At 72.8% G+C, this 22,878-nt stretch carries 16 protein-coding genes; 5 read left to right on the forward strand and 11 right to left on the reverse strand.

All coding sequences use genetic code 11. From position 1 onward, the window contains the following. Positions 1-626 precede the first annotated feature (626 nt). Both pruA and H297_RS0100565 read right to left on the reverse strand, forming a co-directional pair. A complete protein-coding gene (gene pruA / locus H297_RS0100560; RefSeq protein WP_027735455.1) occupies positions 627-2,258 on the reverse strand; it encodes an L-glutamate gamma-semialdehyde dehydrogenase in 1,632 nt (543 codons plus the stop codon). Between the two features lie 78 nt (positions 2,259-2,336). Then, a complete protein-coding gene (locus tag H297_RS0100565; protein ID WP_027735456.1) occupies positions 2,337-3,263 on the reverse strand; it encodes a proline dehydrogenase family protein in 927 nt (308 codons plus the stop codon). 252 nt (positions 3,264-3,515) lie between these two features. Between H297_RS0100565 and H297_RS0100570 the strand changes: the two genes are divergently transcribed. Then, complete coding sequence (locus H297_RS0100570; RefSeq protein ID WP_027735457.1) at positions 3,516-4,697, forward strand: helix-turn-helix domain-containing protein; 1,182 nt, start codon at positions 3,516-3,518, stop codon at positions 4,695-4,697. A gap of 17 nt (positions 4,698-4,714) precedes the next feature. On the opposite strand, the gene H297_RS0100575 is transcribed toward H297_RS0100570, so the two are convergent. From H297_RS0100575 to H297_RS0100610, 8 genes are all read right to left on the reverse strand, one after another. Continuing rightward, on the reverse strand, positions 4,715-5,497 hold the full coding sequence (locus H297_RS0100575; protein WP_027735458.1) for a DNA polymerase beta superfamily protein: 783 nt from the start codon (positions 5,495-5,497) through the stop codon (positions 4,715-4,717). Then, positions 5,494-6,213, reverse strand: coding sequence for a DNA polymerase beta superfamily protein (locus H297_RS0100580; RefSeq protein WP_027735459.1), 720 nt, complete (start codon positions 6,211-6,213; stop codon positions 5,494-5,496). Before H297_RS0100580 ends, H297_RS0100575 begins: the two co-directional genes overlap by 4 nt. A 177-nt stretch (positions 6,214-6,390) precedes the next feature. Then, a complete protein-coding gene (serA, locus tag H297_RS0100585; RefSeq protein WP_027735460.1) occupies positions 6,391-7,980 on the reverse strand; it encodes a phosphoglycerate dehydrogenase in 1,590 nt (529 codons plus the stop codon). A 216-nt stretch (positions 7,981-8,196) separates the two neighbouring features. Beyond that, positions 8,197-9,195, reverse strand: coding sequence for a ketol-acid reductoisomerase (gene ilvC / locus H297_RS0100590; RefSeq protein WP_027735461.1), 999 nt, complete (start codon positions 9,193-9,195; stop codon positions 8,197-8,199). 98 nt (positions 9,196-9,293) lie between these two features. Further along, entirely contained in the window at positions 9,294-9,818 is a 525-nt protein-coding gene (ilvN, locus tag H297_RS0100595) for an acetolactate synthase small subunit (protein WP_027735462.1), read from the reverse strand. Positions 9,819-9,849: 31 nt separating this feature from the next. Then, entirely contained in the window at positions 9,850-11,712 is a 1,863-nt protein-coding gene (locus H297_RS0100600) for an acetolactate synthase large subunit (protein WP_027735463.1), read from the reverse strand. Between the two features lie 271 nt (positions 11,713-11,983). Beyond that, on the reverse strand, positions 11,984-15,250 hold the full coding sequence (locus H297_RS0100605) for an EAL domain-containing protein (protein WP_027735464.1): 3,267 nt from the start codon (positions 15,248-15,250) through the stop codon (positions 11,984-11,986). Between the two features lie 350 nt (positions 15,251-15,600). Next, on the reverse strand, positions 15,601-16,578 hold the full coding sequence (locus H297_RS0100610) for a 2-hydroxyacid dehydrogenase (protein ID WP_027735465.1): 978 nt from the start codon (positions 16,576-16,578) through the stop codon (positions 15,601-15,603). Between the two features lie 140 nt (positions 16,579-16,718). Here H297_RS0100610 and H297_RS0100620 point away from each other — a divergent pair, with 140 nt between their 5' ends. From H297_RS0100620 to H297_RS0100635, 4 genes are all read left to right on the forward strand, one after another. Then, the gene (locus H297_RS0100620; RefSeq protein ID WP_027735466.1) at positions 16,719-17,714 is read left to right on the forward strand and encodes an aldo/keto reductase; all 996 of its coding nucleotides are present in this window, start codon (positions 16,719-16,721) and stop codon (positions 17,712-17,714) included. A 79-nt stretch (positions 17,715-17,793) separates the two neighbouring features. Then, on the forward strand, positions 17,794-17,928 hold the full coding sequence (locus H297_RS43925) for a hypothetical protein (protein WP_486589356.1): 135 nt from the start codon (positions 17,794-17,796) through the stop codon (positions 17,926-17,928). Between the two features lie 118 nt (positions 17,929-18,046). After that, complete coding sequence (locus H297_RS0100630; protein ID WP_486589357.1) at positions 18,047-19,219, forward strand: PQQ-dependent sugar dehydrogenase; 1,173 nt, start codon at positions 18,047-18,049, stop codon at positions 19,217-19,219. A gap of 26 nt (positions 19,220-19,245) precedes the next feature. Beyond that, entirely contained in the window at positions 19,246-19,542 is a 297-nt protein-coding gene (locus tag H297_RS0100635) for a DUF6191 domain-containing protein (protein ID WP_027735468.1), read from the forward strand. A 132-nt stretch (positions 19,543-19,674) separates the two neighbouring features. Here H297_RS0100635 and H297_RS33710 read toward each other — a convergent pair whose 3' ends face one another. Then, positions 19,675-22,875 (reverse strand): helix-turn-helix transcriptional regulator, encoded by a 3,201-nt coding sequence (locus tag H297_RS33710; protein WP_078513646.1) that lies wholly within the window; start codon positions 22,873-22,875, stop codon positions 19,675-19,677. Positions 22,876-22,878 lie beyond the last annotated feature (3 nt).

The raw sequence follows: 22,878 nt of genomic DNA on the forward strand, positions 1-22,878 counted from the left end.
GGGAGAAGCCCCCGTAGCGGGGGGCCGTTGGGGTGGGGTCCCCCTGGGGGAGGAGCCGCCCCAACGCCCGTCCGGCGAGGACAAAGGGGTCTGGGGCGAAGCCCCAGGAATGAGAGGCCACAGGGGCCGAGGCCCCAGCCGATGGAGAGCGGGGTCACAGGGGCCGAAGCCCCCAGTGAGGGTCAGCGGCGATCGAAGGCCCTCTGGAGGGCCTCCGCAGCATTACGCCGCTCCTCTTCACGAAGCCTCGCGGCAACCCGCGAACGCCGAACCCGAGACGCGGGAACCTGTGTACCGGACGTAACAGCAGCCATGGGTATGCAACTCCTTCTGCACGGCGGAGAGCGTGAAGGAAGACAAGGAGAGAGGTGCCGGACAGCCAAAGGCGCGGGGGAACCGGTGCGGCAGGGATCACCTGCACCACGCACGGGCGCCTCATCCGCGTTGCGCTCGGTCGAGCGGAACGATCGGCTCCCTACAAAGATAGAAGCCAGGAGCCGTGATGTCCCCCCAATTAGTTGGCCTTCCTACTATCTGAGACGAGAGCCACATGGATTCGGCCACGGACGCCGGAAGCCCGGCCCTCGACGGGCCGGGCTTCCGGGGTGGGGGGCGGGGGGGGGTGGTCAGCCCATGTGCGGGTAGCGGTAGTCCGTCGGCGCGACCTGCGTCTCCTTGATGGCCCGCGGCGACGACCAGCGGATGAGGTTGAACTTCGACCCGGCCTTGTCGTTGGTGCCGGAGGCCCGCGCACCGCCGAACGGCTGCTGGCCGACGATGGAGCCGGTGGGCCGGTCGTTGAGGTAGAAGTTGCCGGCGGCGAACCGCAGCTTCTCCGAGGCGTCGGCCAGAACAGCGCGGTCCTTGGCGAGGACGGCGCCGGTCAGCGCGTACGCCGAGGCCGACTCCATCTGCTCCAGCATCGCGTCCCAGTTCTCGTCCTCGTAGACGTGGACGGCGATGACCGGGCCGAAGTACTCGGTCGTGAAGACCTCGTTCTCCGGGTCGGAGCAGACGATGACGGTCGGCGCGACGAAGTAGCCGACGCTGTCGTCGTAGGTGCCGCCGACGACGATCTCGCAGGACGGGTCGGTGGCGGCCCGGTCGATGGCGGCCTTGTTCTTGGCGAAGGCGCGCTCGTCGATGACGGCGCCGATGAAGTTCGACAGGTCCGTCACGTCGCCCATGGCCAGGCCCTGGACCTCGGTGACGAGCTCGTCCTTGAAGCCGCCCTCCCACAGGGAGCGGGGCAGGTAGGCGCGGGAGGCGGCGGAGCACTTCTGGCCCTGGTACTCGAAGGCGCCGCGGGTGATGGCGGTCTTGAGGACGGCCTGGTCGGCGGAGGGGTGGGCGACGATGAAGTCCTTGCCACCGGTCTCGCCGACGATGCGCGGGTAGGACTTGTAGCCCGAGATGTTCTCACCGACGCTCTTCCACAGGTGCTGGAAGGTGGCGGTGGAGCCGGTGAAGTGGATGCCGGCCAGGTCCGGGTGCGGGATGGCGACCTCGGAGACGTCCTTGCCGTCGCCGGTGACCAGGTTGATCACGCCCTTGGGCAGCCCGGCCTCCTCCAGCAGCTCCATCAGCAGCACGGCCGCGTGGGTCTGGGTGGGGGACGGCTTCCAGACCACGACGTTGCCCATCAGCGCGGGCGCGGTCGGCAGGTTGCCGGCGATGGCGGTGAAGTTGAACGGCGTGATCGCGTAGACGAAGCCCTCCAGCGGGCGGTGGTCCATGCGGTTCCAGATACCGTTCGGCTGGATCAGCGGCTGCTCGGTGATCAGCTCACGGGCGAAGTGCACGTTGAAGCGCCAGAAGTCGACGAGCTCGCAGGGGGCGTCGATCTCGGCCTGCTGGGCGGTCTTGGACTGGCCCAGCATGGTGGAGGCCGCGATGGTCTCGCGCCAGGGGCCGGAGAGCAGCTCGGCGGCCTTGAGGATGATCGCGGCACGGTCGTCGAAGGACATGGCGCGCCAGGCGGGGGCCGCGGCGAGCGCCGCGTCGATGGCGTCCTGCGCGTCCTGGCGGGTCGCGGTGGCGTAGGTGCCGAGCACCTTGTGGTGGTTGTGCGGCTGTACGACGTCGACGCGTGCACCGCCACCCATGCGCTTGACGCCGTTGATCGTCATCGGCAGCTCGCGCGGGTTGTCGCCCAGCTCCTTGAGCTTCGCCTCCAGGCGGGCGCGCTCGGGGCTGCCGGGCGCGTAGGTGTGCACCGGCTCGTTGTACGGGGCGGGAACCTGGGTCACAGCGTCCACGGTTGCTCCTTGTGGTCGTGGTTTTCGGGCGTCGAGTGTGGGGACACGTGGGGCCGGCGGGGTACGGGCGCCGCAGGCTCAGCCCCTGCTGGCGAGGGACCGCAGGAAGAAGCCCATGTTGGCCGGGCGCTCGGCGAGGCGCCGCATGAAGTAGCCGTACCAGTCGGTGCCGTACGGAATGTAGACGCGCATGCGGTGACCCTGCGCGACCAGTCGCTCCTGCTCGGCCTCGCGGATGCCGTACAGCATCTGGAACTCGTACTCGTCCTTCTTCCGACCGTAACGCTCCGCGAGGTTCTGGGCGATGGTCACCATGCGGGGGTCGTGGGAGCCCACCATCGGATAGCCCTGGCCCGCCATGAGGATCTTCAGGCAGCGCACGTACGCCTTGTCGACCTCGTGCTTGCGCTGGAAGGCGACCTCGGCCGGCTCGTTGTAGGCGCCCTTGACCAGGCGGACGCGGGAGCCCTCCGCGGCCAGCGCGTGACAGTCGTCCTCGGTGCGGAAGAGGTAGGACTGGACGACGGCGCCGGTGCGCGGGAAGCGTTCGCGCAACTGTCCGAGGACGGCCAGGGTGGAGTCGACCGTGGTGTGGTCCTCCATGTCGAGCGTGACGGTCGTCCCGGCGGCCGTGGCGGCCTCCACGACGGGCAGCACGTTCTCGTAGGCGAGGTCGTGGCCGCCTGCCAGCGCCTGCCCGAAGGCGGACAGCTTGACCGACATCTCGGCGTGCTCGGCGAGGCCGGTGGCGGCGAGCTGCTCGGTCAGCGCCAGGTAGGCGTCGCGGTTGCGCAGGGCCTCCGACCGGTCGGTGATGTCCTCGCCCAGGTGGTCGACGGTGACCTCCAGGCCGCGGCCGGTGAGCGACGTGATGTTGGTGAGGCACTGCTCCACCTGCTCACCCGCCACGAACCGGTCCACCATGGGGCGGGTCACCGGCGCGGCCGAGACGAGGCGGCGGATGCTGTCGCTGCGCGCGGCGGCGAGGAGCACGGGTCCCAGCACGGGGCACCTCCACGGAGTCTTCTTGTGGGTGGCTCGCAGGCGCGGTGCGGTCCGGATGCGGTCGCCTTCCGGACGGTGTGTGCGCGGAGCCACTCAGAAGGTAAGGACTGCGCCACGGGCCCGACCATCGACAGGTGTCACGCATCCGTGCACCCGATCTCATACAGATGTATGACGAGGGGCGAGAATGGGGGACCAGGCCCCGGCCGGGGCCCGCACGAGGCAGGACACAGGTACGGAGGCCGCAGCGGCATGCGCGAGGACTACCAGACGCTGATCGACGAGGTCTCCCAGCTTCTGGGCACCCCGGCCACCCTGGAGGGCCGGGACTTCTCGCTGATCGCCTTCGGCGCGCACGGCAGCGACGAGGAGAGCGAGGGGGGCCAGGGCGCCGACCTGGCCCTGGACGCGGTCCGTACCCGCACCATCCTGCAGCGCCGCTCGGCCCCGGCCGTCCGCACGTTCTTCGAGAGCTACGGGATCACCCACGCCACCGGCCCGGTCCGCATCCCTCCCGATCCGGCCGCCGGCGTGGTGCACGGCCGGATCTGCCTGCCGGTACGCGACCGCGGCGTCGTGCACGGCTACATCTGGCTGCTGGACGACGGCGCGCTGGAGCTGACCGATCCCCGGCTGGCCGCCGCGATGGCCGTCGCCGACCGCACCGGCGCCCAGCTCGCGGCCCACTTCCGCACCGAGGAGCACACCGGGGAGCTGCTGCGCGCCGCGCTGGCCGAGCGGGGCGGCGCCGCCCGGGAGGAGGCGGTGGGAGAGCTGGCCACGGCGCTGGACGAGACGGCCACCGGGCCGCTCGCCCTGGTGGCCGTGGCGCCCTGGCCGGAGCAGGAGCGCCCCGGCGGTGCGGGCCGCGGCCCGCTGCCCGCCTCCCTCCCCCGGCTCGCCGCGCACTGCGTACGGGACGGCGCGCTGGCCGCGCTGGTGCGGCTGCGGACGCCGCACGGGCTGGACGCGGCCCGGACGACGGCGGAGAAACTGCTGCGGTCGGCCGGTCGTCCGGCGGACGCCACTGCCGGGGTGAGCAGCCCCCGCGTCGGGCTGGCTGAGCTACCCGACGCCTGGCGTCAGGCCCGCGGCGCCGCGCGGGCGGCTGCCGCGCAGGCGCTGCCCGGCGCGGTCGCCGAGTGGGACTCCATCGGGCCCTACCGGCTGCTCACGGGCGTACCCCGGTCGCACCCGGTGCCCGACCCCGCGGTGCGGGAGCTGCTGCGCCCCGCCAACGGCGCGCTGGCCCGCACCGCCGAGGTGTTCCTGGACTGTGCGGGCCAGGCGGGCCGCGCCGCCGCCGCGCTGGGCGTCCACCGGCAGACCCTCTACTACCGGCTGACCCGGGTGGAGCGGCTGACCGGCCTGGACCTGGACGAGGGCGAGGACCGCCTGCTGCTGCACATGGCGCTGAAGGCCGCACGGCTGTAGGCGAGGCGCGGGACCGGCTAGGGCCGGCCGGCAGCGAGCCGGGTGTCGATCACCAGCTCCTCCAGTTGCGCGGCAGCTCCCGGTTCCGCCGGCAGCAGGGTGGCTGCCTCGGCCTCGTCCAGCACCGCGTGCAGGGCCTCGACGTCCCGTTGGAGGCGCGCGGTGTCCGGGGCGCCGGGCGCCTCGGACAACAGGCCGTGCTCCGCGTCCGCCTTGGCCGCGACGAGGTCGGGCAGGTAGCGGGGCGCCTCGGCCACCTGCTCCGCCAACCGGGGCAGGTGCGCGAGCACTTGCTGCGAGCGCATCAGGTGCACGCCGGTCAGAAGCACGCGGAAGGTGTACAGCAGCGGCTTGAGCTGCCCCGTCTTGTGGAACAGCCGCCACTGCGTACCGGCGAAGCCCCGGTAGTGGCGCGCGTGGTGACGGGTCAGCAGCCCGGGGGCGAGTCCGGCCAGTGCGGTGTGCGCCGGGGTGGTGCGCACGACCAGCGGGGAGAGGAGCTGTTCGAGCACGTACCCGTTGGGGCGGAGCAGCAGCCGGGCGAACTTGGCCAGATCGTGGGTGACCAGGTCGAGCTCCAGGCCGTCCTGGTACCAGGTGCGCTCGTGCGTCTCATCCCGGCGGCCCAGCCCGAGCAGGTCGCGCACCGGCAGCAGGTGGACGCCGCGCAGGTCGGCGTCCGAGTCGCGGGAGGGGAAGCCGTACAGGTGCGCGCCGGAGACGGTGGCGAACAGCAGGGCGTGCGGATGGTCGGCGAGCGGCGGTGCCAGATCGGGCAGTTCGGTCGCGGAACCAGTCATGGCGCAGAACCTGCCTTCGTGGCTTCGCCCGTCAGGCAGCGGCGGCGTACGGACACCAGCCATCGTTCCACCCGGGCACGGTCGGGTCGGTCGGGGAGCGGGGGTCCTGCGGCGTACGCGGCGTCCAGGCGGCTCTCCAGCCGGCCGGCCCACGCGGTGATCTCCTCCCAGGGGACCTCGCCGCGCCGGACGGCCAGCAGCCGGTCGCGGTGCTCCCCCACGTCGAGCGTGAGGCTGCCGGTCTCCAGCAGTCCTGCGCCGCTGATCAGCAGCCGGAGGAGGTGCATCAGGGGCTTCCCGCGGACGCCGGCGCCCCGGCGGCGGCGCACCTCGGCCTTGGCGAGCTGGGCCGCGGCGTACCGGCCGTAGGTGCGGTGCACCTGGCGGGAGAGGAAGGCGCCGGACAGGTCACGCAGTTCCTCGCCGAGCGGGGTGAGGCGCTCCACGAGCGGGCTGTGCAGGGCTTCGAGGATGCCCGGGTTGCCGGCCAGCGCCAGGGTGCAGAAGCGCTCGGCCTCCCAGCTGAACTGCTCGGGCCGCGGCCCGTCCAGATGGGCCGGCGGCTTGTCCAGCAGCCAGAAGTCCTCGGTCGGCGCGGCGTACACACCGCGCCGGTCGGTGTCGGAGTCCGCCGTCGCCAGCCCGAAGGCACGCGAACCCACGATCACGGAGAGGATCGTGTGCCGCTCGACCAGCGGGGAGGCGTCCTGTGTCATGCCCTTCATCCTGGCGGGCCGCTCCCCGGGCGGCCAGCCGTTTTCGCCGGCCGGCCGGCGTCGTGCTCCTGGGTCGCCACCCGGTACCGCACAGGAGAAGCGGGCCGGTACGCCCTCGCGACCGGCCCGCCCGGCTCGCCGGTGCGCTCCGCCCGGCTCCGCCTCGTCGGTGCGGTGTCACTCCGCCAGGTCGACCGCCCGCGCATGGGTGGCGCCGATCTCGGCAGTGATCTCGGACAGGACGGGGGCAGCGATCGTGTCGTCCACCGTCAGGGCGACCAGCGCCTCGCCGCCCTCCTCCGCGCGGGAGACCTGCATGCCCGCGATGTTGATGCCCGCCTCGCCGAGGATCCGGCCGACCGTGCCGACGACGCCGGGGCGGTCGCCGTAGCGGAAGAACGCCATGTGGTCGGCGACGGCGAGGTCCACGCCGTGCTCGTTGATGGCGACGAGCTTCTGCAGGTGCTTGGGTCCCGCCAGGGTGCCGGAGGCGGAGACCTCCTCGCCACCTGAGAGGGTGCCGCGCACGGTGACGACGTTGCGGTGCTCGGCCGACTCGCTGGAGGTGGTCAGCCGCACCTCCACGCCCCGCTCCTGCGCGAACAGCGGCGCGTTGACGTAGGAGACCGTCTCGTCCACCACGTCCTCGAACACGCCCTTGAGGGCGGAGAGTTCGAGCACCTTCACGTCGTGCTGCGTGATCTCGCCGTACACCTCGACATCGAGCCGGACGGCGACCTCGCCGGCCAGCGCGGTGAAGATCCGGCCCAGCTTCTCCGCCAGCGGCAGCGCCGGACGCACATCCTCGGCGATGACGCCGCCCTGCACGTTGACGGCGTCGGGCACCAGCTCGCCCGCCAGCGCCAGCCGCACCGACTTGGCCACCGCGATGCCCGCCTTCTCCTGCGCCTCACCGGTGGAGGCGCCCAGGTGCGGGGTACACACCACCTGGTCGAAGGAGAACAGCGGCGAGTCGGTGCACGGCTCGGACGCGTACACGTCCAGGCCCGCGCCCGCGACCCGGCCCTCCTTGAGGGCGGCCGCCAGCGCCTCCTCGTCGACGATCCCGCCGCGCGCCGCGTTGACGAGGCGCACGTCCGGCTTGACCTTGTGCAGCGCCTCGTCCCCGATCAGGCCGAGCGTCTCGGGGGTCTTGGGCAGGTGGACGGTGATGAAGTCCGCCACCTGGAGCAGCTCGTCCAGGGACAGCAGCTTGACGCCCATCTGTGCGGCACGGGCGGGCTGCACGAACGGGTCGTAGGCCACCACCTTCATGCCGAACGCCGACATGCGCTGCGCCACCAGCACGCCGATCCGGCCCAGGCCGACGACGCCGAGGGTCTTCTCGCTCAGCTCCACACCGGTGTACTTGCTGCGCTTCCACTCGCCGTCCTTGAGGGCGGCGGTGGCCTGCGGGATGTTGCGGGCGGTCGCGATGAGCAGGCCGCAGGCGAGCTCGGCAGCGGTGACGATGTTGGAGGTCGGCGCGTTGACGACCATCACGCCCGCCTTCGTGGCGGCGGGCACGTCGACGTTGTCGAGCCCGACGCCCGCGCGGGCGACCACCTTCAGCTTGGTGGCCGCGGCCACGGCCTCGGCGTCGATCTTGGTGGCGGAACGGACGAGGACGGCGTCCACATCGGCGAGAGCGGGAAGGAGTTCGTCCCGGTTCGCACCGTCACAGTGCCGGATCTCGAAATCCGGGCCCAACGCGTCGACGGTGGCGGGCGAAAGCTCCTCGGCGATGAGTACTACGGGCTTGCTCACGTGGTCTCCAAGTCCTGGACAGCGCGGGTCCCTGCGGGGCGGGAGGGCAGACGCACGACGCTGTGAGCCTGTGTCCCCGCAGTCTATCGAGGGGCCCGCCCTCGATGTGGGTGATCCGTGCACCCCACACCGATGGTGCGGGCGCCCTCCCCTCGGACCGGGGAGGGCGCCCGCGACCGGGTGTACCGGGCCCGCGAACGGAGGAAGAAGGGGCTCTTACTTGTCCTCGTCGACCCAGCTCATCAGGGAACGCAGCTTCTGCCCCGTGGTGGCCAGCAGGCTGCCCTCGTCGGCCTTCTTGTACTCGTTGTACTTGGGCAGGCCCGCGTTGTACTCGGCCATCCAGTTCTTGGCGAAGGAGCCGTTCTGGATCTCCCCGAGGATCTTCTTCATCTCGGCGCGGGTCTGCTCGTTGACGACGCGCGGGCCGGAGACGTAGTCGCCCCACTCGGCGGTCTCGGAGACCGACCAGCGCATCTTCTCCAGGCCGCCCTCGTACATCAGGTCCACGATCAGCTTCAGCTCGTGGAGGCACTCGAAGTAGGCGATCTCCGGCTGGTAGCCGGCCTCGACGAGGGTGTCGAAGCCCGCCTTGACGAGCGCAGACGTACCACCGCAGAGCACGGCCTGCTCACCGAAGAGGTCGGTCTCGGTCTCCTCGGTGAAGGTGGTCTTGATGACACCGGCGCGGGTGCCGCCGATGGCCTTGGCGTAGGAGAGCGCCAGCGCGAAGGCGTTGCCGGTGGCGTCCTGCTCGACGGCCGCGACGCACGGCACGCCGCGCCCCTCCTCGTACTGGCGGCGCACCAGGTGGCCCGGGCCCTTGGGAGCGACCATGCACACGTCGGCGGAGGCCGGGGGCTTGATGAAGTCGTAGCGGATGTTCAGGCCGTGCCCGAAGAAGAGGGCGTCGCCGTCCTTGAGGTTGGGGGCGACGGACTCCTCGTAGACCTTGGCCTGGACCGGGTCCGGCACCAGGATCATGATGACGGTTGCTTCCTGGACCGCCTCGGCCGGCGTCACCACGCGCAGGCCCTGCTCCTCGGCCTTGGCGCGGGACTTCGAGCCCTCGTGCAGGCCGACCCGGACGTCGACGCCCGAGTCGCGCAGGGACAGCGCGTGGGCGTGGCCCTGGCTGCCGTATCCGAGGACCGCGACCTTGCGGTTCTGGATGATGGACAGATCGGCGTCGTCGTCGTAGAACAGCTCGGCCACTTGGGGTTTCTCCTTGTGCGATGAATGGTGCCGCCCAACCTATGACGGGAGGGCGAGGCGGGGTGTCTCAGGGGCGGAGGGTCACGCTCCCGGGTGGGTCAGGCGGAACGCTCCAGCGCGCGCAGGCTCCGGTCGGTGATGGAGCGGGCGCCACGCCCTATGGCGATGGTGCCGGACTGCACCAGTTCCTTGATGCCGTACGGCTCCAGCATCTTCAGCATCGCCTCCAGCTTGTCGGCGCTGCCGGTGGCCTCGACGGTGACGGCCTCCGGGGAGACGTCGACCGTCTTGGCGCGGAAGAGCTGGACGATCTCCACGATCTGGGAGCGGGTGTCGTTGTCGGCGCGGACCTTCACCAGGACGAGTTCGCGCTGGACGGCGGACGAGGGCTCCAGCTCGACGATCTTGAGAACGTTGACCAGCTTGTTGAGCTGCTTGGTGACCTGCTCCAGCGGCAGGTCCTCGACGTTCACCACGATGGTGATCCGCGAGATGTCGGGGTGCTCGGTGACGCCGACGGCGAGCGAGTCGATGTTGAAGCCGCGGCGGGAGAAGAGCGAGGCGATCCTGGCCAGGATGCCGGGGGTGTTCTCCACCAGCACGGAGAGCGTGTGCTTGGACATCGGTGTCATGCCTTCCTTGTGCCGGTGGCCGTCAGTCGTCGCTGTCGCCGAAGTCGGGGCGCACGCCGCGCGCCGCCATGACCTCGTCGTTGGAGGTGCCGGCCGCGACCATCGGCCAGACCATGGCGTCCTCGTGCACGATGAAGTCGACGACCACGGGCCGGTCGTTGATCGCGTTGGCCTTCTCGATGACCGCGTCGAGCTCGTCGGGGTCCTCGCAGCGGATGCCGACGCAACCCATGGCCTCCGCCAGCTTGACGAAGTCGGGCACACGGGTGCCGCGCCCCGGCTCGCCCTCCTGACCGTCGTGCAGCACGGTGTTGGAGTAGCGCTGGTTGTAGAAGAGCGTCTGCCACTGGCGGACCATGCCCAGCGCGCCGTTGTTGATGATGGCGACCTTGATGGGGGCGCCGTTGAGGGCGGCCGTGACCAGTTCCTGGTTGGTCATCTGGAAGCAGCCGTCGCCGTCGACGGCCCACACGGCACGCTCCGGCATACCGACCTTGGCGCCGAGCGCGGCGGGCACGGCGTAGCCCATGGTGCCCAGGCCGCCGGAGTTGAGCCAGGTGGCGGGCCGGTCGTAGTCGATGAAGTGGGCGGCCCACATCTGGTGCTGGCCGACACCCGCCGCGACGATGGTGCCCTCCGGCGCCAGCTCGCCGATCCGCTTGATGACCTGCTGCGGGGCCAGCGAGCCGTCCTCCGGCTTGTCGTAACCGAGCGGGTAGGTCTCCCGCCAGCGGTCGAGCATCGCCCACCAGTCGGCGTAGCGGTCACCCGGCTCGCCCGGGCGCTCGGACTGCTCGCCCTGGAGCGCGACCACCAGGTCCGCCAGGACCTCGCGGGCGTCCCCGACGATCGGCACGTCGGCGGCGCGGTTCTTGCCGATCTCGGCGGGGTCGATGTCGGCGTGGACGATCTTGGCGTACGGCGCGAAGGAGTCCAGCTTGCCGGTGACCCGGTCGTCGAACCGGGCGCCCAGAGCGACGATCAGGTCGGCCTTCTGCAGCGCGGTCACCGCGGCGACGGTGCCGTGCATGCCGGGCATCCCCAGGTGCTGCGGGTGGCGGTCGGGGAAGGCGCCGATGCCCATGAGGGTGGTGGTCACCGGGGCGCCGGTCAGCTCGGCCAGGACCTTCAGCTCGGCCGTGGCGCCGGCCTTGAGGACACCGCCGCCGACGTAGAGGACCGGGCGGTGGGCCTCGGTGATCATCTTGGCGGCCTCACGGATCTGCTTGCCGTGCGGCTTGGTCACCGGACGGTAGCCGGGCAGCTCGGTGGTGGGCGGCCACTGGAAGGTGGTCTCGTGCTGGAGGGCATCCTTGGCGATGTCGACCAGCACCGGGCCGGGGCGGCCCGTGGCGGCGATGTGGAAGGCCTCGGCGATCGTGCGGGGGATCTCGTCGGGGTCCTTGACCAGGAAGTTGTGCTTGGTGACCGGCATGGAGATACCGCAGATGTCGGCTTCCTGGAAGGCGTCGGTACCGATCGCGCCGGAGGCCACCTGACCGGTGATGGCGACGATCGGCACGGAGTCCATGTGCGCGTCGGCGAGCGGGGTGACCAGGTTGGTGGCGCCGGGGCCCGAGGTGGCCATGCAGACGCCGACCTTGCCGGTGGCCTGCGCGTACCCGGTCGCCGCGTGTCCCGCTCCCTGCTCGTGGCGGACCAGGACGTGCCGGACCCGGGCGGAGTCCATCATCGGGTCGTAGGCGGGCAGGATGCAGCCGCCCGGGATGCCGAATACGGTGTCGGCGCCGACTTCCTCAAGAGCACGGATGAGGGACTGGGCGCCGGTGATGCGGGGCGCCTGGGCCGGAACGGGAGTCGGCTGCTGTCCGCCGCTGCGGGCCCGCGGCTGCGGCTTGGGGGCCCCGGTGGCCTGTTCGGTCATCGCTTGTCTCTTCTCGGAGAGTGAGGGTTGACGCTCATCGGGCGGCGGCCCGGGCTGGGCTGCCGATACCGGGAATATCCGGGATACCGGGCCACCGCTGCTGTGTGCTCAGGTGCTGGTGCAACAAAAAACCCCCCGTGCCGTCAGGCAAGCGAGGGGAGCGCGCCGGGAAGGTCGCGGGGTGCGGGAACCCCGGTCAGCCGACGCGCTTTCCAAGTACGAGAATTCGGGTGCGCATGGTGACAACCCTCTCCCCGTCAACCCCCGAGTGTCAAGTGGGTGGGACGGGCGTCTCAGTATTCGGGCGGACCACCGGATGCGTCAGCGCCTCCTGGGGGCCCTGCTGCCGTACGGTCAGCGGGCCCGACGCCGTGTCCACCGGCCCCCCGTGTGCCCCGCGCCGCACCGGCAGCGCCGTGGCGACCGTCACCGCGGACGCGCGGCCCTCCGGGTGCTCCTCCCCGTACCCCGAGACACCACCGCTGCGGCTGGACTCGGGCACCGCGTAGACCCCGCGGGCCAGCGCGGAGCGCAGCCGGTGCTCGTCCAGCGGGCCGGAGAAGACGGCACCCTGGCCGTGGGTGCACCCCATCTCGCGCAGCAGCGTCGCCTGCTCCGGCGCGTCCACGCCCTCGGCGACCGTGGTCAGCCCGAGGTCCCCCGCGATCCGCAGCAGCCCCGCGGTGATCTTGCGCTGCCGGGAGGACTCCACGAGCCCGTCCGTCAGCCCCCGGTCGAGGCGCAGGATGTCCACCGGCAGCTTGCGCAGCGCCGAGATCGCCGCATAGCCGCTGCCGAAGCCGTCCAGCGAGATGAGCACCCCGAGCCGGCGGAGCGCCGAGAGCCGCCGCTCCAGTTCGTCCAGCGGAATGCGCGGGTCGCTGTCGGACAGCTCCAGGATCAGTGCGCCCGGCGCCCCCGGCACCCCCGCGTTGGCGGCGGGTGCGCCCAGGGCCGTACCACCGGTGGGACCGGGGGCCGCGGCCAGCCCGTGCCGGGCCAGCAGGGCGCCGACGCTGTGCGGCTCCATGCCCGGCTCGGTCAACCGCCGCGCGGGCAGCCGTACGGTCACCGGGGCGCCGTATCCGGCGCGCTGGCGGGCGGCGGCCTGCTGCACCGCCTCCTCCAGCAGCCAGCGGCTCACCTCGGCGGCCCGCTCCCCGCTCATTCCGCGCGCCTCCCGCGCCGAGGCGCCCTCGGTGCGCAGGAACTCCGCCGGGGTGAACAGGATGCCCTGCTCCGAGCGCCAGCGGGCCTCCGCCGCGATGGCGGTGATCTTGCCGCTGGCCAGCTCCACGATCGGCTGGTGCAGCAGCGCGAACTCGCCGTCGTGCAGCGCGCTGCGCAGCCGCGCCGCCAGCTCGGCACGCTTGACGACCTCGGCCTGCATCTGCGGCGCGTACAGCTCCACGCGGCCCTTGCCCGCCTGCTTGGCGCGGTACATCGCCAGGTCGGCGTTGCGCATCAGGGAGCCGGGGGTGATGCCCGGCTCGGCGAACGCGATGCCGATGGAGGCGGCCACCCGCACCTGGGTGCCCTCGACGCGGTACGGGTCGGAGAGGGTGAGCCGCAGCCGGTCGGCGATGTCGTGGATGCGCAGCTCCCGCTCGGCGTCCGGCATCCGTCCCGGCTCGCCGTCGCCGCGGATGAGCACGGCGAACTCGTCGCCGCCCAGCCGCGCCGCGGTGTCGCCGGAGCGCACCGACTCGTGCAGCCGCCGTGCCGCCTGCACCAGCAGCTCGTCGCCCGCCTGGTGGCCGACGGTGTCGTTGACCGCCTTGAAGCCGTCCAGGTCGATGAAGAGCACGGCCGTCCCGCAGTCGCCGCCCCGGCGGCCGCCGATGGCCTGCCGGACCCGCTCGGTGAACAGGGCCCGGTTGGGCAGGTCGGTGAGCGCGTCGTGCGAGGCGTTGTGCTGCAACTGGGCCTGGAGCCGTACGCGTTCGGTCACGTCGCGGCTGTTGAAGATGAGGCCGCCCTGGTAACGGTTGACCGTGGACTCGACGTTGAGCCAGTGGCCGTCGCCGTGCCGGATGCGGCACTCGATTCTCGTGCAGGACTCCTGGTCGCTGGAGGTGGCCAGGAAGCGGCGCAGCTCGTGCAGCACCTGGCCGAGGTCCTCGGGGTGGACGAGGCTGGAGAGTTCGGCGCCCACCAGGTCCTCGGCGTCGCGCCCGTACACCCCGGCCGCCGCGGGCGAGACGTACCGCAGGCTGCCGGTGGCGGCGGTGATCATGATGACGTCGCTGGAGCCCTGGACCAGGGAGCGGAAGTGGTTCTCCTTCTGGGCCAGTTCCCGGGTGAGGGTGATGTTGTCCAGCAGCATGATGCCCTGGCGGAGCACCAGCGCGAGCACGACCGTGCAGCCGGTGTAGAGGACGACGCGGTCCAACTCGCGGCCGTCCACCGAGTTGTAGAGGATGCCCAGGGTGCACACGGCCGCTGCCAGGTACGGCGTCAGGGCGCCGAGCGAGCCGGAGAGCGGCCGGCTGGGGTGGGTGGCCCTGGCCTCCGCCTCCCGGTCGGTGGCCAGCGGCTGCGGCTGCGGCGGTGCGGGGGCGGCCGGGCGGGTCCGGCTCACCCAGGGCGCGTACGCCAGCAGCAGCGAGCCGGCGAACCAGCCGGCGTCCAGCAACTGGCCGGAGGCGTAGGTCTCGCGGAGCATCGGCGAGGTGAACAGCGCGTCGCACAGCACCGTCAGCGCGAGCGCGCCGACCGCCGTGTTGATGGCGCTGCGGTGGGCCGCAGCCCGCCGGAAGTGCAGGGCCAGGACCATGCTGACGAGCACGATGTCCAGCAGCGGGTAGGCCAGGTTGAGCGCGGCGCGGGCCACCGACTCGCCCTGCCAGTAGGCGGTGTGGGCGAGCGCCAGCGACCAGGAGAGGGTCAGCAGCGAGCCGCCGATCAGCCAGGCGTCGAGGCTCAGGCACACCCATCCGGCGCGGGTCACCGGGCGTTTGGCCAGCACCAGCAGCCCGACGATGGCGGGTGGCGCGAAGAGCAGGAAGCAGAAGTCGGCGAGCGAGGGGCGCGGCACCTGCTGGTCGAGCACCAGTTCGTACCAGCCCCACACCCCGTTGCCCAGCCCTGCCATCAGGGAGGAGATGCCGAAGAGCACCCAGGCGGGGCGGCTGGCCCGCATCCGGGCGCGCTGGGCGGGCGGCAGGTGCGCCGCGGCGGGCCGGGTGGCGTCGCGACGCTGGACGTACCCGTACCACAGGCAGGAGGCGGAGGCCAGGAGCGCTGCGGCGCTGAGGCCGAAGTCGCCCATGAAGACGGCGACGGTCCTCGACCCCCAGCCGAGCGCGGCGCCGACGGCGTAGCCTGCGCAGACGGCACCGAGCACCAGATGTGGTACGAGTCCGGCGCGTCCGCTCCCGCCCGAGCCCCCTCCGCGTGGCTGGGGCGGGATCCGGCGCGCCTGGGGCGGTACCGTCCGGTCGCGTCCGGCGCCTGCGGGCCGGGTGCCGACGGGGCGGGTCCGGGGGTTGGTGGTCCAGTACGGGGTCCGGCGTGGGGCCGCTTCGTTGGTGGTCATCGCGCCACCCGCCCGGACGGAGGCCACGGCCGGGGCCGCTCGGTGGAACCGGCCGGCTCGGGTTCCGCGGTCTGCGGCGGTGCGGCACAACGCGGTTTCCGTGGCCGCCGGTCGGGGTGGTCGTGGACGCCGTGTGCGCGTCCCGTGCGGCAGTTCGTCCGTTGCTCGTGCATTCGCCCGTCGCCCCCCTCGTGTCCGGGTTTCGCCCCCGATCGGGACGATACACCAGGTTCGTCACTCAGGGACATAGTCCCAATACAGACCGTAACCACAAGAGGGAAGTCCGGTACAGGGTGCAGTCGTACGGATCCGTAGCGTGGCCTCTCGCGGCCCGGGAGGGTTTACGGGCCCTACGCCACGGCCACCGTGTTCGCCAGCTCCTCACCGGCCGCCCAGCGCCTCAACTGTGCGCCGAGCAGTCTCCTGGCCCGGGGGTGGAAGGCGGTGGAGGGCCCTCCGATGTGCGGGGTGATCAGCACGCCGGGCGCCCGCCACAACGGGTGGTCCTCGGGCAGTGGTTCGGGATCCGTCACATCCAGCGCCGCCCGCAACCGGCCGGGGACGCCGTCCTGCGCACCGGGCGCGGAGGCGGGTCTGCCCGTCTGAGCCAGCAGCGCCTCGGTGTCGACGACGGCGCCGCGGGCGACGTTGACCAGCAGCGCATCGTCCTTCATCCGGGCCAGGAACGCGGCGTCCACGAGGCCGCGGGTCTCCTCGGTGAGCGGAGTCGTCAGGATCACGACGTCCGCGAGCGGGAGCAGCTCGTCGATCTCGCTCAGCGGGCGCACCTGTCCCAGCGCCGCCGTGCGTGCCGAGCGGGCGACGCGGTGCACGGCAGCGACCTCGAACGGGAGCAGCCGCCGCTCGACGGCCTCCCCCACCGACCCGTAACCGACGATCAGCACCGAGCGGTCCGCGAGCGAGGTGCGGAAGCTGGTCAGCCACGCACCGCGGTCCTGTGCGCGCACCGATCCGGGCAGGTCGCGCAGGGAGGCGAGCGTGAGTGCGACGGCGAGTTCGGCGGTACTCGCGTCGTGCACCCCGCGGGCGTTGCACACTTGCGTGCCGGCGGGGAGGCGCGGGACGGCGGAGGCGATGTGGTCGATGCCCGCGGTGAGGGTCTGGACGACCTTGAGGCCCGTCATCCGGCCCAGCGGCCGTACGGCGACCTCGGCACCCTGGTAATAGGGGACGACGTAGAAGGCACAGTCCGCCGGGTCCGCGGGATACTCCTCCTCCCCGTTCCAGTACCGGTACGTCAGGGAGTCGGGCAGGCCCTCGACGCTCTCCGGCGGGAGCGAGAGCCACACCTCGGTCGCATCAGCCATGGGGAGAGACTAATGGCCGGCCGGGCGGACGGGTGGGGCGCCTCCCGGACCGGCGAGAAGGACGTGACCGGGGTAAACATGTGTGACGCCGGAGGCAACCGCTAGTTTGGGGGCCGTCCGGGAGGAAGCAGGTAGGCCAGGTGGAGCGCAGAACGATCGGTGCGGCAGCCCTGGGCGTGGGCGCCGTGGGGCTGGGTTGCATGCCGATGAGCTGGGCCTACTCCACCTCGCAGCAGCACGGCGACACCTCGCTGCGCACCGTGCACACCGCCCTGGACGCCGGCGCCACGCTGCTGGACACCGCCGACATGTACGGGCCCTTCACCAACGAGCTGCTGGTCGGGCGGGTGTTGAAGGAGCGCCGCGAGGACGCCTTCGTCTCCACCAAGTGCGGGCTGCTCGTCGGCGACCAGCACATCGTCGCCAACGGCCGCCCCCGCTACGTGCGGCGCGCCTGCGACGCCTCGCTGCGGCGGCTGCAGACCGACGTGATCGACCTCTACCAACTGCACCGCGCCGACCCGGAGGTACCGATCGAGGAGACCTGGGGTGCGCTGGCGGACCTCGTGACGGCGGGCAAGGTGCGCACGCTGGGCTTCTGCGCCGTCGGCGCCCGCGCGGACCGGCGCGCGGGCGCCGGTATCCACGACGGGACCATACGACAGCTCGAAAGGGTCCAGCAGGTCTTCCCCGTCGGCGCCGTCCAGGCCGAACTCTCCGTCTGGTCGCGGGAGGCGCTGGACGGGCTGCTGCCCTGGTGCGAGGCGCGCGGCATCGGCTTCCTGGCCGCCATGCCGCTGGGCAACGGCTATCTCACCGGCGCGCTCACCACCGGCGGCGGCTTCGAGCCCGACGACGTCCGCGCCCGCCACCCCCGCTTCACGGCCGAGATGATGGCCGCCAACCAGCCCATCGTCGCCGGGCTGCGCCGTGTGGCCCGCGGGCACGGCAACGCGACGCCCGCCCAGGTCGCCCTGGCCTGGGTTCTGGCGCAGGGCCGGCACGTCGTCCCCGTCCCCGGCACGAAGAAGCCGCACTGGGCCGCGGAGAACACCCGCGCGGCCGAACTGGCCCTGGCCGAAAGGGACCTGACGGAGATCGCCGGCCTGCCTCCGGCGCGGGGGTCGTGGGACTGACAGCGGCTGCATGAGAGCGCAGCGCACGTGGAGGTGTCGGTCGGCGCGGCGGCGCGCCCCGGGATGGGCGGACCGGAAGGTGGCAGTCGGCGCCCGTGAGGGCGGCCCGCCGGGGCTCAGGGCCCCCTCCTTCGACATGGTCCAGCAGATGATCCGGGCCAGGACCGAGGAGTACCGCGCCTGGGAACACCTCAGCCGGCAGGCACCGGGCTGACCCCCGGCACCGGCCCGCCCCTGCAGCGGGCAGCGCCGTCGTGCCGGGTTGCCCCCGCGGGACGGCTGCGTGTGGTCCCCTGGGAGCGAGCGTTGTCCAAGGGGCGAGGAGCCGGAGCGTGCGACGTACGACAGGTGCGGGTGTCGGGTTGGCCTGCGTGATGGTGCTGGCCGCCGGGTGTTCCGGCGGGGACGGGGGGACGAAGACCGAGCCCTCGAAGGAGGGGCGGTCCGGTGCGAGCGCGGACGCCTCGCACAGCGCGCCGCCCGCCAAGGGCTCGGTGAAGGTCGTCAAGACGGTGACGACCGGGCTCAAGTCGCCCTGGGGGCTGGCGCCGTTGCCCGGCGGGGACCTGCTCGTCTCCTCCCGGGACACCGGCACGATCCTCCACGTCGACGCGGACAGCGGGAAGAAGAGCGAGGTGGGTACCGTCCCCGGCGTCGAGCCCGGCGGGAAGGGCGGCGGGGAAGGCGGCCTGCTGGGCATCGCCGTACCGTTCGACGGCGAGGGGGCCGGGAAGTGGGTGTACGCCTACTTCACCTCCGAGACGGACAACCGCATCGTGCGCATGGTCTACGACGACAAGAAGGAGTCCGGCGACCAGTTGGGCGCACCGGACGTGCTGCTCAAGGGCATCCCGAAGGGCAAGCTGCACAACGGCGGGCGGATCGCGTTCGGACCCGACAAGATGCTGTACGCGGGCACGGGAGAGTCCGGCGACGGGCGGCTGGCCCAGGACAAGGACTCCCTCGGCGGCAAGATCCTGCGCATGACCCCCGAGGGGGAGCCGGCCGGGCACGGCAACCCCGAGCCCGACTCGGTCGTGTACGACCGGGGCCACCGCAACGTGCAGGGACTGGCGTGGGACGGCGACGGCCGGTTGTGGGCCTCCGAGTTCGGCCAGGACACCTGGGACGAGCTCAACCTCATCGAACCGGGCAAGAACTACGGCTGGCCGGACGCGGAGGGCAAGAGCGACGCGAAGCGGTTCACGGACCCGGTGGAGCAGTGGCGCACCGCCGACGCCTCCCCCAGCGGGATCGCGGTGGTCAAGGGATCGGTGTGGATGGCGGGGCTGCGCGGCGAACGGCTGTGGCGCATCCCCCTGGACGGCCGGGAACCTGTGGCCGCCCCCCAGTCGTTCCTCCAGGGCAAGTACGGCCGCCTCCGCACGGTCGTCGCCGACCCCGGCACCGGTGGCGGCGGGCTCTGGCTGGTCACGAGCGAGACGGACGGACGTGGCTCGCCGGAGAAGGGGGACGACCGCATTCTCCGGCTTGAGGTGCGCTGAGAGGTCCGGGTGGTCCCGGTGATCCTGTGTTCAACCTGATCGAGGAGCTGTTCTCACCGAGCCGCAAGCACGAGGAGGACGAGAGACAGCGGCTGGAGCACACCCGCGTCGAGGAGGGCAACGCCGACCCCGGGGCGGGCCCCATCGACCTGGCCTCCGGGCAGGTCCTCATCCGCCCGCCCGCTCCCCGGCAGGCGGAGGCGGAGGCGGAGGCGAGGACGGAAACAGGGACGGGGACGGCGGGGAGGGGCGCCGAGCCGGTGCCGGGGCCGGAGAGTGCGGCGGACCCGGAGAGGGAGCAGCCCGGACACGTTCAGGGCTGAGGCCCGCACGCGCCGGGACGGCCCCGGAGCCGAACGGGCCGGCACCATCCGTGGCCCGGGAGGTGTTCGCCGCGAAGTGGTGGGTCTGCCGGCGGGTGGCGGGCCTGCGCGGCGCCTGACGGCTTACGTGATCTACGAGGCGGGCGAGGTCGACGAGGTGGAGGCCGGGGTGGCGGTCTGCGTCGGGGAGACCAGGCGGAGGCGGAAGGCCATGGCGGCGGCCTCGCCGCGGGTGGCGACGCCGAGTTTGGCCAGGATGTGGGAGACGTGCACGCTCGCCGTCTTCGGGGAGATGTACAGGCGCTCGGCTATGTGACGGTTGCTCAACCCCTCGGCGACGAGTGCGAGGACGCCCCGCTCCCGTGGGGTGAGGCCGAACGTCTCGGCGGGGTCGGCGGCAGCAGGCAGGGCGGCGCGGGCCTGGGCCGGCTCCACGGCCAGGGACGCGTCGAGGGAGAGACGGGCGCGCCGCGCGAGCTGTTCGATCTCGGTGCGCAGCGGAGCGGCCCCCAGACGGTCGGCCGTGGCGCGGGCTTCACACAGCAGCCGTCGCGGCGTCCAGGCGTGGCCCGGTCCCTGCGGGGCGGGCTGCTCCCGTGCCTCCCGGCCCGCGGGCTCGCCCTCGATCAAGGACTCCGCCCAGCGCAGCCGGGCGTAAGCCAGCGGGTAGGGGCGTCCCAGGGGTTCCAGCGCCAGGGCGGCGGCCTCCCAGCGGTGCGGGTCGCTCGCTCCGTCCGCCCGCGCGAGTTCCGCCTCCAGCAGGAGGGCGTGCCCCTCCCAGACCGGTGCCGGGCGGGGCAGGTGGCGGGCGGCGTGGCGGAGCTTCTCCAGCACGAAGGCGCGTTGCTGGTCGGCGCCGGGAAGGCCGCGGGTCTTCGCCTCGTACCCGGCGGCGGCGGTCAGCAGCGCCCAGGCCTGGGGGTGGCTGCTGGGGCGGAAGCCCTCTTCGAGGGCGCGGGAGAGCTCGGCGCGGGCCGCCTCGACCTCGCCGCGCTCGGCGGCGAGGACCATCGTGAAGTGGCGCAGGGCGACGGCCTTCTGCGGCTCGACGTGCGGAGTGGAGCCCAGGGCGGCAACCATGTCCTCGACGGCGGCCTCCAGCGCGGGCAGTTCACCGCGGTCGAGGGCCAGTTGGGCGCGGAGCAGGGCCTCCCAGGCGCGGACGTCGGCGGCGCGGGCGGCGCTTCGGGCGTCGTCGAGGAGGCCGGCCGCCCGGTCCCACTCGCCCGTGGCGAGGAGCGCCTCGGCGTGCGAGGCCAGGGCACCGGCGTAGGAGTTGGGGCGGCCGCGTTCGCGGGCGACGCGGGCCGCGCGGGCGGCCTCGGCGGCGGCCTGTTCCCAACGTCCCGCCAGTTCCAGCTCGACGGCGATGTTGGTGGCGGCGTCGACCAGCACGCTGGTGATGCCGGCCTGCTCCGCCTCGTCGCGGGCGCGCGCCATCTCGGCCAGGCCCTCCTCCAGATCGCCGGCTCCGGCGAGCAGGGTGCCCAGGGTGACGCGGGCACCGAGCTCGATGGCGGTGGCGCCGACGACGCGGGCGAGTTCGACGGCGCGGACAGCGGTGGCCAGCGCCTCGCGGCCGGGGCGGTGCACCATCCCCCAGTTCGCGGCGGCCGAGAGGACCTCCGCGTGCACGGCGGAGGGCGGCAGTCCGCGCACCAGCTCCTGCGCCTTGGCGATCTGCTCCCAGCCGTCGCCGGCGCCGGCCTCCTCGGTCAGCAGGCCGAGTTTGAGCTGGAACCAGGCGCAGCTGAGGGGTTCCGTCCTCTCGTCGAGGCGGGAGAGCGCCCGGCGGGTGAGTGCCCTGGCCCGGGCCACGTCGCCGCTGGTGCGGGCGGCCACGACGGCCTCGGCCAGGACGTCCATGAAGCGCGGCGGGCGACGGCAGCGGTCGGTGCCGTCGGGCCGGCCGGGCAGTTGCTCGGCGGGGAAGGTGCGGGGCAGCGTGAGGGCGGGCAGATCGCTCCGGTCCGCCTCCGACACCTCGTCCCACAGCTCGACGACGCGTTCGAGGAGTTGGTGTTCCTCGGCGTAGGCGTGCCGGTGACGGGCCTCGACGGAGGCGGAGAGCGCGGCGGGAAGGGCCTTGGCGGCGTCGCGGCCGCGGTGCCAGTAGTGCGCGAGGCGGGCCAGGCGCTCCTCGGCGCGCACGAGGGAGGGGTCGGCCTGCAGCGTCTCGGCGTAGCGGCGGCTGATGCGGGCCAGCTCGCCGGGGAGGAGGTCCTCCCGGACGGCCTCGCGCAGCAGGGCGTGCCGGAAGTGGTAGCCCAAGCCGTCGTCGGTGGGCCGCAGCACCTTGCCGCCGACTGCGGCACGCAGGGCCTCCAGCAGCGTCTCCTCGCCGAGCCCGGCGACCGCGGCCAGCAGCGCGTGCTCGACGGCCGAGCCGCCGCCCGCGGCGAGGCGCACCACGCGCTGCGCCTCCTCGGGCAGCGCCTCGACGCGCACCAGCAGCAGGTCGCGGAGCGAGTCGCTGATGGTGCAGGTGGCACAGGTGGCGGTCAGTTCCTCGACGAAGAAGGGGATGCCCTCCGAGCGGCGGAAGACCTCGTCGGCCAGTTCCCGCTCGGGTGCGGTGCCGTTGATACCGGTGATCTGGGCGGTGACCTCGGCGCGGGTGAGGCGGGGCAGCGCCAGATGGAGGACGGTACGCAGCCGGTCCTGCTCGGCGAGGAAGGGGCGCAGCGGATGGCGGCGGTGGATGTCGTCGCTGCGGTAGGTGGCCAGCAGGACGAGGCGGCAGGCGCGGGTGGAGCGGAAGAGGTAGCCGAGGAGCTCCCGGGTGGAGCGGTCGGCCCACTGGAGGTCTTCGAGGGCGAAGACGAGCGTGCGGTCGGCGGCCAGCCGCTCCAGCAGTTGTGCCGTCGCCTCGAACAGTCTGGCGCGGCCGCCGTCGGCTCCGTCGGCGAGTTCGGCGTACTCCTCACGGGGCGGTGCGGCGGGTGCGGGCACGGCGAGGTCGGGCAGCAGCCGGGCGAGTTCCAGCTCCCGCCCCTCGGCGGCGGCCGCGAGCACCGCCGGGTCCACGGCGCTGCGCAGGCCGCGCAGCGCCGTGGTGAAGGGCGCGAAGGGGAGGCCGTCGGCGCCCAGTTCGAGGCAGCCGCCCAGCGTGGTGACGCCGCCGGCCGCGCGGGCCTGCTCCAGGAACTCCTCAAGGAGCCGGGTCTTGCCCACGCCCGCCTCGCCACCGAGCAGCAGCGCCTGCGGCGTGCCCGCCCCGGCACGCGCGAGGGCCTCGGTGAGCGCGGACAGTTCGGCGGCGCGGCCGACGAAGACGGGGCTGACGGTGGTGGTGAGCGGCACGCTGTTCAGCATCGCATCCGGCAGGGACATCGG

This window comes from Streptomyces sp. CNT360 (assembly GCF_000424785.1).